We start from the raw sequence: 12,414 nt of genomic DNA on the forward strand, positions 1-12,414 counted from the left end.
ATATGTGTTTATTCTGTATTGCAAACAAACTTAAAAGCGGTTAACGTGTTTGTACACAAATTACAGTCTGTCGCAAAATAGGTTGTAAAAAAATTACATACGTTAATTTAAAGAGAATTTATTATGTTCATCCGAATCAATACAAATCATCATCATCACCATATGCGGTAGCCTTCGGATGCTAACTGCCGAAGGACTATTTCCTTCAGGCGGTGGACAAAATACCCAAACCCCTGAAAGAAATTTCAGGGGTTTTTTAGTTTTAGGTTTTAAATATTTGTTTTTTATATCAATTTTATTAGAGGCTTCATTATGAGCGAAAATAACAGACTACGTATCGCAATCCAAAAATCTGGCCGACTTTCAAAAGAGTCTCAAAAGCTATTAAAAAGCTGTGGCGTTAAATTCAATGTTAATGAGCAGCGCTTGATTGTGCACGCTGACAACATGCCAATCGATTTATTGCGGGTACGTGATGATGATATTCCGGGTCTAGTTATGGATGGTGTGGTTGATTTAGGGATTATTGGCGAGAATGTTCTAGAAGAAGAACAAATAGAGCGTCAATCACTGGGTAAACCATCAGATTGCGTTAAATTACGCGAACTTGATTTTGGTGCTTGTCGTTTATCACTGGCGGTGCCTAATGAATTTAGCTACCAAGATGCCACTTCTTTAGAAGGTTTACGTATTGCCACTTCTTATCCCAACCTGCTACGTCGTTATATGCAAGAAAAAGGCATTAATTACAGTGACTGTATGCTTAAAGGTTCAGTTGAAGTCGCACCACGTGCAGGCCTTTCTGACGGGATCTGTGACTTGGTTTCAACTGGTGCCACCCTTGAAGCCAACGGCTTATACGAAACTGACGTTATCTACCGTTCAATGGCTTGTATTATCCAATCAGCACAAGAGCAAGTGCCTGCTAAACAAGCACTTATCGATAAAATATTATCACGCATGAATGGTGTGGTTCGCGCTCGCGAAAGTAAATATATCCTGCTACACGCGCCAACTGAAACATTAGATCAAATTGTGGCTTTATTACCGGGCGCTGAAAACCCAACTGTGCTGCCATTAAACGATGATAGCAATCGAGTTGCTGTTCACGCTGTCAGCACTGAAGATTTATTCTGGGACACGATGGAAGAATTAACCGCCTTAGGGGCAAGTTCAATTCTAGTTATGCCAATTGAAAAAATGGCGGGGTAGCCTTTATGGCAAATGTGAAGCAGCAAATGCAAATTCTTCAATGGACCAAGCTTGATGCTAAGGCGCAGCAACAAGCCTTAGCTCGCTCGCCATTAATTGGTGATTATAGTGTTGAGCAAACCGTGCGCGACATAATTAATGCTGTGGTTAAAGACGGCGATCAAGCGTTAACGCTCTTTAATCAAAAGTTTGATGGCGTTGAAGTCGACACCTTAGGGTTAACTGAGCAGCAAGTTAATGCCGCCTGCGCCCGCGTATCTGATGAGGTGAAGCAAGCCATTGCCGTGGCCTCAGAAAATATTGAACGCTTTCATCAGGCACAAACCTTTAGCCCTATTGATGTTGAAACTCAGCCAGGGATCCGCTGCGAGCTTCGCTCTGAAGCTATTGAAAAGGTTGGTTTGTATATTCCAGGCGGCAGTGCGCCGTTGATTTCCACTGTAATGATGCTAGCGCTGCCGGCAAAAATTGCTGGATGCCAACAACGGGTTTTAGTTAGCCCGCCACCAATTAATGATGCCATTGTTTACGCAGCAAAAGTATGCGGCATCACTGAGATTTATCAAGTTGGCGGCGCACAAGCAATTGCCGCCCTCGCCTTTGGCACTGAAAGTATTCCTCAAGTAGACAAAATCTTCGGCCCTGGTAATCGCTTTGTGACTGAAGCAAAACGTTTAGTATCCCAAGATGGTCGCTGCAGTGTATCTATTGATATGCCAGCAGGTCCATCAGAGGTATTAGTGATTGCCGACAAAGACGCTGAGCCTGCGTTTGTTGCGGCAGATTTATTATCACAAGCTGAACACGGCCCTGATTCACAAGTTATGTTAGTTACTGAGTCTATGGCGTTAGCTGAAAAAGTTAATATGGCGCTTGAGTCTCAATTAAAGACCTTATCGCGCAGTGATATAGCAGCTCAAGCACTGAGCTGTAGTCGCAGTATTATTGTGAATGATATTGAGCAAGCGGCTTTAGTGTCTAATTTATATGGGCCGGAGCATTTAATCATTCAAACCAACAACCCACGTGCAGTTCTAAAACAAGTTTGCGGCGCAGGTAGCGTGTTTCTGGGTGCTTATACCCCTGAATCTGTTGGTGATTATGCTAGCGGCACTAACCATGTACTGCCGACATACGGTTATAGCCGCTCTGTATCAAGCTTATCCCTTGCAGATTTTAGCCGCCGCTTTACCGTACAAGAACTGAGCGCCCAAGGATTACAAAGCTTGGGTGAGACAGTGATGGTATTGGCTGAAAATGAATTACTCGATGCCCATAAGCAAGCCGTTGCCATACGTTTAAACAGCCTGTGAAATAAAAGTGAAGTGAGATTAGGATGATGACTGATTCGATGAATACGCCAATAGCAGCCAGACTTGCACGACCAGAACTGCTTGAGTTAACGCCTTACGAAAGTGCAAGGCGTATTGGCGGTCAAGGTGATGTATGGATAAACGCTAACGAGTCGCCATTTAACAATAATGAACTTGATAAGCTCAACCGTTACCCTGAATGCCAGCCAGCAAGTTTGATTAATGCTTATGCTGAATACTCAAAAGTGAGCGCAGATAAAATTGTCACTTGCCGCGGGGCTGATGAAGCTATCGAATTATTAATAAGAGCATTTTGTGTTCCTGCGGTTGATAGTATTGCGTGCTTTGGCCCCACTTATGGCATGTATGCCATCAGTGCTAAAACATTCAATATTGGCATCACCAACTTATCGCTGACCAAAGATTATCAGTTACCTGATGCTTTTGCCCAGCAAGTCGAGAATGCCAAACTGGTGTTTATTTGTAATCCGAATAACCCCACTGGCACCATCATGGATAAAGACACCATTGAAGCCGCTATTGCTGCTATGCCTAATGCCATTGTGGTGATTGACGAAGCCTACATTGAATTTTCAGCCCAATATTCTGTTGCAGACCTGCTCCCTAAGTACCCTAATTTAGTGGTGTTAAGAACATTATCAAAAGCCTTTGCACTGGCTGGCGCACGTTGTGGGTTCTTAATGGCAAATACCGACATCATTGATTTAATCATGCGAGTCATCGCGCCCTATCCGGTGCCTTTACCTGTTCAACAAGTGGCAGAAAAAGCCTTATCCGCAAATGGTATCTCCTTGATGCAACAACAGGTTGAAGCACTAAAAGTGCAAGGTAATAGATTATCCGCAACCTTAACTGAGTTTGGCGCCAAGGTATTACCTGCCAATGGCAATTTCATCTTAGCGGAATTTGAGGATGTAGAACGGGTCGCCGTCGCACTAAAACAAGCGGGCATTGTCGCAAGAGCCTACAAAGACAACAGACTTGCTTCGCGTATTCGTTTTAGTTTTAGCTCACCAGCCGATACCGATAGATTAATCACTATGTTCAGAACGCTAAAAACTCACTCTTAAACTAAATACAAAAAACGCTCAACCCCTATTAAAAATATAATCGCTGGATAAATAGCTACTCATAACGCATTAAATTAAGACGTTAACGTCCTGCGAAACAGAATGATAAAAATTGAAGGAAGTAAGATGAAACAGAAAATACTCTTTATCGACCGAGACGGTACTTTAGTTGAAGAACCAGCAGTAGATAAACAGCTCGATCGTTTAGACAAATTGGTGTTTGAGCCACAGGTTATCCCTTCTCTGCTTAAGCTACAAAAAGCGGGCTATCGCTTAGTCATGGTGTCTAATCAAGATGGTTTAGGCACAGACTCATTTCCACAAGCTGATTTTGATGCACCACATAACATGATGATGGACATTTTTTCGAGCCAAGGGGTGATATTTGATGATGTGGTTATCTGTCCTCATTTTGATGCTGACAATTGCAGTTGTCGTAAACCCAAGCTTGGCTTAGTCAAAGATTACTTAACCCAAGGTAAAGTGGACTTTACGACCTCTGCTGTTATTGGCGATCGCCACACAGATATTGAACTGGCTAATGCCATGGGTATTGCCAGCTTTCAATATCAGCGCGATGGCTTAGATTGGTTAGCTATTACCGATGCACTGCTCAATAAAGGCCGCACATCAGAAGTGGTTAGAACCACCAAAGAAACTGACATTAGAGTCAATGTGAACCTAGATGACACCAGTAAAGGCGTTATCAACACCGGCATTGGCTTTTTTGACCACATGCTTGATCAAATACAAACCCACGGTAATTTCAAAATGGACGTCACTGTTGATGGCGATTTAGAAATTGATGATCACCACAGCGTAGAAGACACCGCCCTTGCCATTGGCGATGCACTGCGCCAAGCATTAGGTGATAAGCGTGGTATAGCCCGTTTTGGTTTCAGTCTGCCTATGGATGAAGCCAGTGGTGAGTGTTTAATGGATATATCAGGTCGTCCTTTTATCAAATTCAATGCTGATTTTGAGCGTGAAATGGTCGGTGAGATGGCCACAGAAATGGTACCGCATTTCTTCCGCTCATTTGCTGATGGCCTTCGATGCACCTTGCATATCAGCACCACGGGCGACAATGATCACCACAAAGTGGAAGCTTTATTTAAAGTGCTGGGCCGCACCCTTCGTCAAGCCGTGAAAGTTGAAGGTGATATTTTGCCATCAAGTAAAGGCGTCCTGTAAGGAGTGAGTATGAATACTGACACTACTGTGATTTTAGACACTGGCTGCGCCAATTTAAGCTCGGTGCGCTTTGCCTTTGAACGCTTAAATGCCGACGTTATCGTGTCACGTGATCATGAGGTTATCAAAGCTGCCACCAGAGTAGTACTGCCTGGCGTAGGAACAGCTGGCGCTGCTATGGATGCCCTCAATAATCGTGATTTAACTGAGGTTATTAAACAGCTCAAGCAACCGGTTATGGGTGTTTGTCTTGGCATGCAAATGATGGCTGACAAGTCTATCGAACACGGTGGCCGCTCAGAAGCAGGCCGCAGTGACAATGATATTACTTGCCTTGGTTTAATCCCAACACAAATTGATCATCTTGATAGTAAAGGACTACCACTACCTCATATGGGCTGGAACCAAATAAGCGTGTCAGATCATCCGCTATTTGAAGGGATAGAAGATGGCAGTTACGTGTACTTTGTCCATAGCTTTAAGGCACCGATAAATAAATACACCATCGCGACATCAGAATACGGTGAAAAGTTTAGCGCCGCCATTGGCAAAGACAATTTCTTTGGGGTCCAGTTTCACCCAGAAAAAAGCGCCAATGTCGGCGCCAAAATATTACAAAATTTCCTAAACATGGGGAAACCAGCATGATCATTCCAGCAATCGATTTAATTGATGGCCAAGTAGTGCGTTTGTACCAAGGTGACTATGCCCAGCAAACCACTTTTAATTTAAGCCCGTTAGCGCAATTGCAATCTTATCAAGACCAAGGCGCAAAGCTATTACACATTGTTGATTTAACTGGTGCGAAAGACCCTGAAAAACGCCAAATAGCACTCATTGGTGAATTAGTAGCGGGCCTGAGCACCGACATACAAGTTGGCGGCGGTATTCGCAGCGAACAGCAAGTTAAAGAGCTGCTTGAGCTAGGAGTTAAACGAGTCGTTATTGGCTCTCTCGCAGTTAAAGAACCAGCATTAGTTAAAAGCTGGTTGCTAAAATACGGTAGCGAAGCCATTTGTTTAGCACTTGATGTCAATATTAACCAGCAAGGCGAGAAAATTGTTGCAGTCTCTGGTTGGCAAACCGGTGGCGGGAAATCACTTGAATCCTTAGTCAGTGAATTTAAAACCGTTGGCCTTAAACATGCTTTAGTCACTGATATTAGCCGTGATGGTACCCTTCAAGGTGCTAACAATGAGCTTTATCAAGAGCTAGCAACCACCTACCCTGACATCAACTGGCAAGCATCAGGTGGCATTGCCTCACTTGATGATGTTGCCGCCGTAAGAGACAGTAACGCCGATGGTATTATCATAGGTAAAGCACTACTTATTCAAAACTTTACCGTTGAGGAGGCAATAACATGTTGGCCAAACGCCTAGTACCTTGCCTTGATGTGCGCGATGGCCAAGTGGTCAAAGGAGTGCAATTTCGTAATCATGAAATTATCGGTGATATTGAGCCCCTTGCTGCGCGTTACGCCCAAGAAGGCGCCGATGAATTAGTCTTTTACGATATTACCGCCAGTGCCCATGAACGGGTCATAGATAAATCCTGGGTTAGCCGGGTTGCTGCGCAAATTGATATTCCGTTTTGCGTCGCTGGCGGCATTAAAACCATTGAGCAAGCTCGGCAAATGCTGGCCTATGGCGCAGATAAAATCTCCATCAACTCGCCAGCGCTTACAGATCCTAGCTTGATATCAAGGCTTCAAGATGAGTTTGGCCGTCAATGTATTGTGATTGGCATTGATTCATTTTATGACGCCGACTCAAACAGCTATAAAGTAAAGCAATTTACTGGTGATGAAGCCGCCACTAAAGACACCCAATGGTACACCCAAGATTGGGTTGAAGAAGTCCAAAAACGCGGCTGTGGTGAAATTGTTTTAAATGTAATGAACCAAGATGGTGTGCGCGGTGGTTACGACATTACACAACTGAGCATCGTCAGAGCCATATGTGATGTACCATTAATAGCATCCGGCGGTGCTGGCACCATGGCACATTTCAAAGAGGTGTTTGAACAAGCGAATGTCGATGCCGCCCTTGCAGCGAGTGTGTTTCATAAAGGCATTATTGATATCAATGAATTAAAACAATACCTAGCCCAGCACAAGATCGCGATCAGGCTATAACTTACAAAACAACAGAGAACACTATGACAACACAAATTACCTTTGATGGCAGTAAGTTAGATTGGGAAAAACAACAAAACTTAATTCCTGCTGTAGTGCAAAACCACCTTACCGGTAAAGTCTTGATGCTAGGTTATATGGACCCAGCAGCACTGGCTAAAACCCTTGAAACAGGCAAAGTCACCTTTTTTAGTCGCTCAAAACAGCGCTTGTGGACAAAAGGTGAAACCTCAGGCAATACCCTAGATTTAGTCGCCATCGATCAAGATTGCGATAAAGACAGCTTGCTTGTGCAAGTCATCCCTAATGGCCCAACTTGTCATACCGGCACAGAAAGCTGCTGGGAAGATGGTAATGCCCATAGCTTTATCGATAACTTAACCAATGTGATTATTTCTCGCAAAGGCCAAAGCGCCGAATCAAGTTATACCGCATCTTTATTTGAGCGTGGCACCAAACGAATTGCCCAAAAAGTCGGTGAAGAAGGTTTAGAAACAGCACTAGCGGCAGCCACTAATGATAAAGAAGAATTGATCAATGAAGCTTCAGATCTAATGTATCACTTAATCGTGTTACTTGAAGATCAAAAGCTATCAATGGCACAGGTAAACCAAAACCTAATGCTGCGTCATCTAAATAGTAAGTAGTAGATAAGCCACTTTCTATAGCGTGAATTATTTACTGCAGATTAGGCAACAAAAAAGGCACTATCAAGTGCCTTTGTTATTTTTATTAAAAACAGCTAATTACGGCGTTTTAAAATATAGCTGCTAGGCTTGATCAGCCCATAGTTTTTCATCACCATGCATCTTATAAAGACTTTCAGCACGAGACACTAATAAGTTAGCAAACTTCAATTGAGTTTCATCTCGGGTCACCCCTGACTTATGTAGGTTTTCTGCTTTAAGTTGCCACATCATTGAAAAATGACGAATCGCATCGCGGGCAGTTGCAGCAACTTTAACATCAACATAATCAGACGGTAAATCACCAGACATCACCCAAAATGTTTGCTTAGTTGGCTGCTTGGACTCCATTTTCCAAATCGCTAAATAAGGCACTAAATAACGGCTTTCATCAGCAATGACTTTTGATGGTATTACACCTTTTTCAGCGAGAAATCGGTTCGCTTTTTGAAATTGTGTTTTTACCCATTCCTGTCTTAATTGCTCAGGATCTTGTTGCGCAGTTGTCGGCTCAGCCACTGATTCACTCATACTACCTTCCTATTTTATTGTTATTTGTTGTCATCATTAATTCAACAATTGCACTCATTTTCAGCTCAAAATGTTACGAAACGATTAAAAAGTTTACGTTTACGTAAAGTGGCAAGCAAAATTGCCACGTAGATCACAAAATTAAATGAATCTAACTTTGTTGAGAGTATCGCTAAATGCTATCGTTCTGCAATAAATATCATAAGCCGTCGTTAATCAGCAGTGGTTGACGACTAATAAATCGCACAGCGGAGATCACAAGTGGCTCTATTTAATCATGTCTCGTTTGATGAACACGAACAGGTCGTGTTTTGTAACGACAAAGAAAGTGGCTTAAAAGCAATTATTGCCATTCACAATACTAACCTTGGGCCAGCAGTTGGCGGGTGTCGTATGTGGAACTACGATTCAGATGATGAAGCACTGACTGACGTATTACGTCTTTCACGTGGTATGACTTATAAAAATGCACTTGCTGGATTAACCATGGGTGGCGGTAAGTCAGTGATCCTTGCCGATCCTAAAACTACAGATCGTGAAGCGTTATTCCGCGCTTTTGGCCGCTGTATTCATACACTTGGCGGTAAATATTTTTCAGCGGAAGATGTTGGCGTAACCACAGCCGATATCATGATTGCTCATGAAGAAACCCCATACATGGCAGGCCTTGAAGGTAAAAGTGGTGATCCTTCACCTTATACTGCTTTAGGTACCTACCTTGGCATTAAAGCAGCGGTAAAACACCAACGTGGTCTTGATAGCTTAAAAGGCCTTAAAATTTCAGTTCAAGGTGTGGGTCATGTGGGATATTACTTATGTAAACACCTGCATGAAGAAGGCGCTGAATTAATCGTAACTGATATTCATCAAGCATCACTTGATAAAGTGGCGACTGAATTTGGCGCGACAGTGGTTGCTCCACAAGACATTTATACTCAAGATGTTGATGTGTATGCGCCATGTGCTTTAGGTGCCACTATCAATGACACGACTATCCCGTTATTAAAAGCAACGATTGTTGCAGGTTGTGCCAATAACCAATTAGCAGAAGTACGCCATGGTGAAACATTAAAAGACATGGGAATTTTATACGCCCCTGACTATGTCATTAATGCTGGCGGTATCATTAATGTTTCGTTTGAAAGTGACTATGATGCAGCTAAATCAACTCAAAAAGTTGAAGAAATCTACAACACGCTACTAAAAATATTTAGCCAAGCTGATGCAGAAAACCGCACCACAGGCGATGTTGCTGATGATATGGCACGTGCCATTATCAATGGCGCAAAGTAACTGTTAGCGCAGTTGATTTAATAGCAGCCGATTAAGTAAAAATACTTAAACGCACATTAATTGCTAAAGAGCACCTATTTAAGGTGCTCTTTTTGTTTCCGACTTCTGACAGGTCAATAAATTAACTTTATACCCATCTTGAATCAATTTTAAATTTATCTTTCAATTCCTGTTTAAACTCAGCTGTTAACTCAGCGATAACTCAGAAATAAGCTTTGAAAGCTTTGAACTGTACACCTCAAAGTAGCTGAATTTAACCTCATAAACTGTATCTTAATTTGATATTTGTTGTCGCTGCAATTGTCTGATATAACTTAATAAAGGAATGGGAGGAAGCGATGAAAACAATTGAACATGTAATGAGTCCTCGAGTTGTCACTGTTGAAATGGATGACAGAATAACTATCGCTAAAAACATTTTTGATAATATGCCATTTCATCATTTAGTGGTGAAGGATGAGCATAATCAAGTTGCAGGTGTTTTATCACGAAAAGATTTATTTAACGCCATAAGTCCCAATTTAGGCACAGCTGCCGAGTTAACCCGCGACATTGATACACTGCAAAAACGAGTTCATCAGGTAATGTCACACCATCCGATCACCATAGGGCCAGAGATAACAATTGAACAAGCCTCACAAATATTACTAACTGAAGGTATAACTTGTTTACCAGTACTTAAAAACCAACAGCTTATTGGAATCGTAAGCTGGCGAGATCTGCTATCTCATTATTGTCATTTAGGCTGCAGCGCCGCTTAAAAAGGCATCTAGTGATTGCAGGTATATCACTCTCCACTTATTCGCCCCTTGAGGTTAAAATCATTGCCAATCTCAAGTGTGGCCCCCTGTATTACGCCGAATATACAAGTATTGTCAGCTTTTGAAATAAAAAATATTTTCCTTATCTCAACAAGTACATAGTCTAAGATTCAAAAATAGTTCATCTGATAAACTGGAAAACGTCATATTTGTCTGCTTATCTTAAGGTAGCTTTAGCAGCCAAGGAGTAGGTCATGACAAGTTTTACATATCAGCTGAATCAAGAGAAAATTGAGTTGCATGCCAGTGACTGGAGTGGTGTTGAGCGAGTATTAGTTAACGACAAAGTGGTTTCAAGCAAAATTAACTTTGGTCAGCGCAGTACTCACCAAATTAAGCTACAAAATGGCAAACCTTGCATGTTGCAGTTGCTTATTGATCCCCAAACAGAACAGCTTACCTGTCGGGTGTACAAGCAAAACGAATTGATTGCCAATTTGAAAGAAGGTAAAACCAAGCTGTTAAGCAGTAAAATTATTTTTGAAGCCAGTGTATTACTTGCCTGTTTAGCAAGCTTAGGGCTTTACTGGATGAGTTAGAGGATTATTGGCTAGTGTGCCTTTGACTTGTTAAATTAACAAGGCTGCTAAAATCTATCTCTCCACACAATAAAAGCCACTTTAAGTGGCTTTTTGGTTATTTATTCATTCATTGAATACAACATAGGAATAAAGGCCGTAAATGCCCTATTAGCATAATGACAAGCTGTCATTATTGATACAAACCAGCTGCGTGTTTTCATAATTACCGCTACCTGTAGTTACTGTGGTAATGGTTATTTTGCGAAGCGGTTCAGACTCAATAGCCACCGACAATATGGTGCCATCTCGGGCAATAATCAGCCCATCAATAAAATCTCCCACATTTAAGTCAGCATATAATTTAATGCTCATAGTACCAATTGATCGTGGTTCAAGCCGCCCTTCTGCAATCACGACCGTTTGATTATTATCCAGTGGATACGCTTTAATAAAGGTGCCGCTAGTTGAGGTGGATATCTGATAACCATCCTTAGCATAGGAAGGACTAGCAAGGAACAAAAGCACAGCGCTTATTAACATCATTAATTTTAACTTCATCATGTCACCTATATATCAGTCAGTAAACTTAACTATAGCAGTTGTTTAGACTTCTTAGAGCAAGATCTCTTTCAAGCTAGATAGTAACTTTCTAACTTACTTTTGATGGCAGATATTAGCTTGCTAAAGCGTTTATGCCCCATAGCCATTTTGAATAAATCAACGTCGCGGTACTGAGTTCACAGCAGATTTATAACGCTGGATTTCACTTAATTTCCAAACTCCGTTTGGATTAACGTCGTGGCGCTTCGCCCCTTCTTTTGCAAAGAGCAGAGTCAAGGGGGAAAGCGCACACATTTTACAAAAGAAGCCCTTAACAATCCCTCAGCACCCCAACGAAAAATGCTGAAAAACGCATGATTTTCGACGGGGATTGATCCAGCTTCTGACTTCGTTTGTAGACTGCTTCGGTCTTTTTCAAAAATGCTAGCGCTTCCGATGGTGCATCCATGCACCGCGAAAGCTAGCTTGGCATCCATGCAAGCTCACGGCTTTTCTCGATGACCTCAATTCATATTGAGTCTTTTAGCTGATTAGATTCTTGGTATTTTTAGCTTTTTAATTGCAACAAATAAAGTCAAATCGAAGAGAGAATAATTCCAGTGTAGATGCAGCAGCGAGCTTCTGACTGCCAAGGATGGAGGGAATGTCATTATTTGTAGGGAACAAATTTGACCAAAACATGGCGAAGTTTCACAGTGTGAAACGCTCTAAGCGAGAGGCATGGATGCCTAACTGGCCGTTTAACATGGATGTTATTTGTTTTCGCAGAGCCCACAGGGATGTGTTCACGGCGTGTCTTGGATGCATCTGCACATAAGCCTGCGGCAGGCAATGGATTAGATTGGAGTAATGGCCTGCTGTAACTGAGCCAATTTAAATGAAGTATAAAGTTAGTGATAGTAACGCATTTATGCCTCGAAATGTGTTTGAAATGGATATCTCTCGAGGTTTAGTCATTTGTATTTACCCTCAATAATCTAATATCACCTTCAATAGAGTGGCCAAATTCGCTATACCACTACACTTTTTCTAATCGATTATGACCGCCTTACTT

General features: G+C 42.0%; 13 protein-coding genes. 11 read left to right on the forward strand and 2 right to left on the reverse strand.

What is annotated here, in order from left to right; translation table 11 throughout:
- Positions 1-312: 312 nt before the first annotated feature.
- From hisG to hisIE, 8 genes are all read left to right on the forward strand, one after another.
- A complete protein-coding gene (gene hisG / locus BCU91_RS05550) occupies positions 313-1,212 on the forward strand; it encodes an ATP phosphoribosyltransferase (protein WP_102437275.1) in 900 nt (299 codons plus the stop codon).
- A 26-nt stretch (positions 1,213-1,238) separates the two neighbouring features.
- On the forward strand, positions 1,239-2,525 hold the full coding sequence (gene hisD, locus BCU91_RS05555) for a histidinol dehydrogenase (RefSeq protein WP_102531067.1): 1,287 nt from the start codon (positions 1,239-1,241) through the stop codon (positions 2,523-2,525).
- A gap of 23 nt (positions 2,526-2,548) precedes the next feature.
- Positions 2,549-3,616, forward strand: coding sequence for a histidinol-phosphate transaminase (gene hisC / locus BCU91_RS05560; RefSeq protein ID WP_102476616.1), 1,068 nt, complete (start codon positions 2,549-2,551; stop codon positions 3,614-3,616).
- 126 nt (positions 3,617-3,742) lie between these two features.
- Positions 3,743-4,810, forward strand: coding sequence for a bifunctional histidinol-phosphatase/imidazoleglycerol-phosphate dehydratase HisB (gene hisB, locus BCU91_RS05565; RefSeq protein WP_102437271.1), 1,068 nt, complete (start codon positions 3,743-3,745; stop codon positions 4,808-4,810).
- A 9-nt stretch (positions 4,811-4,819) separates the two neighbouring features.
- The gene (gene hisH / locus BCU91_RS05570) at positions 4,820-5,458 is read left to right on the forward strand and encodes an imidazole glycerol phosphate synthase subunit HisH (protein ID WP_102437269.1); all 639 of its coding nucleotides are present in this window, start codon (positions 4,820-4,822) and stop codon (positions 5,456-5,458) included.
- Positions 5,455-6,192 (forward strand): 1-(5-phosphoribosyl)-5-[(5-phosphoribosylamino)methylideneamino]imidazole-4-carboxamide isomerase, encoded by a 738-nt coding sequence (gene hisA / locus BCU91_RS05575; RefSeq protein WP_102437267.1) that lies wholly within the window; start codon positions 5,455-5,457, stop codon positions 6,190-6,192. The genes hisH and hisA overlap by 4 nt, the downstream gene beginning before the upstream one ends.
- A complete protein-coding gene (hisF, locus tag BCU91_RS05580) occupies positions 6,174-6,947 on the forward strand; it encodes an imidazole glycerol phosphate synthase subunit HisF (RefSeq protein ID WP_102437265.1) in 774 nt (257 codons plus the stop codon). Before hisA ends, hisF begins: the two co-directional genes overlap by 19 nt.
- A 23-nt stretch (positions 6,948-6,970) precedes the next feature.
- Positions 6,971-7,594, forward strand: coding sequence for a bifunctional phosphoribosyl-AMP cyclohydrolase/phosphoribosyl-ATP diphosphatase HisIE (gene hisIE / locus BCU91_RS05585; RefSeq protein ID WP_102476615.1), 624 nt, complete (start codon positions 6,971-6,973; stop codon positions 7,592-7,594).
- 123 nt (positions 7,595-7,717) lie between these two features.
- On the opposite strand, the gene BCU91_RS05590 is transcribed toward hisIE, so the two are convergent.
- The gene (locus tag BCU91_RS05590) at positions 7,718-8,164 is read right to left on the reverse strand and encodes a DUF4826 family protein (protein ID WP_102437261.1); all 447 of its coding nucleotides are present in this window, start codon (positions 8,162-8,164) and stop codon (positions 7,718-7,720) included.
- A gap of 261 nt (positions 8,165-8,425) precedes the next feature.
- Here BCU91_RS05590 and BCU91_RS05595 point away from each other — a divergent pair, with 261 nt between their 5' ends.
- The 3 genes from BCU91_RS05595 (at position 8,426) to BCU91_RS05605 (ending at position 10,817) form a co-directional block, all read left to right on the forward strand.
- Positions 8,426-9,457 carry a Glu/Leu/Phe/Val dehydrogenase gene (locus BCU91_RS05595; RefSeq protein ID WP_076537679.1) on the forward strand — a complete coding sequence of 344 codons (1,032 nt, stop codon included), beginning with the start codon at positions 8,426-8,428 and terminating at the stop codon, positions 9,455-9,457.
- 338 nt (positions 9,458-9,795) lie between these two features.
- Positions 9,796-10,218 carry a CBS domain-containing protein gene (locus BCU91_RS05600; RefSeq protein WP_102476614.1) on the forward strand — a complete coding sequence of 141 codons (423 nt, stop codon included), beginning with the start codon at positions 9,796-9,798 and terminating at the stop codon, positions 10,216-10,218.
- 254 nt (positions 10,219-10,472) lie between these two features.
- Complete coding sequence (locus BCU91_RS05605; protein ID WP_102437257.1) at positions 10,473-10,817, forward strand: hypothetical protein; 345 nt, start codon at positions 10,473-10,475, stop codon at positions 10,815-10,817.
- A gap of 150 nt (positions 10,818-10,967) precedes the next feature.
- Here the strand turns inward: BCU91_RS05605 and BCU91_RS05610 are convergent, their stop codons facing one another.
- Entirely contained in the window at positions 10,968-11,360 is a 393-nt protein-coding gene (locus BCU91_RS05610) for a PliI family lysozyme inhibitor of I-type lysozyme (RefSeq protein WP_102531065.1), read from the reverse strand.
- Positions 11,361-12,414: the final 1,054 nt, after the last annotated feature.

Source organism: Shewanella sp. 10N.286.52.B9 (genome assembly GCF_002873635.1).
In the GTDB taxonomy this organism is placed as follows: Bacteria; Pseudomonadota; Gammaproteobacteria; order Enterobacterales; family Shewanellaceae; genus Shewanella.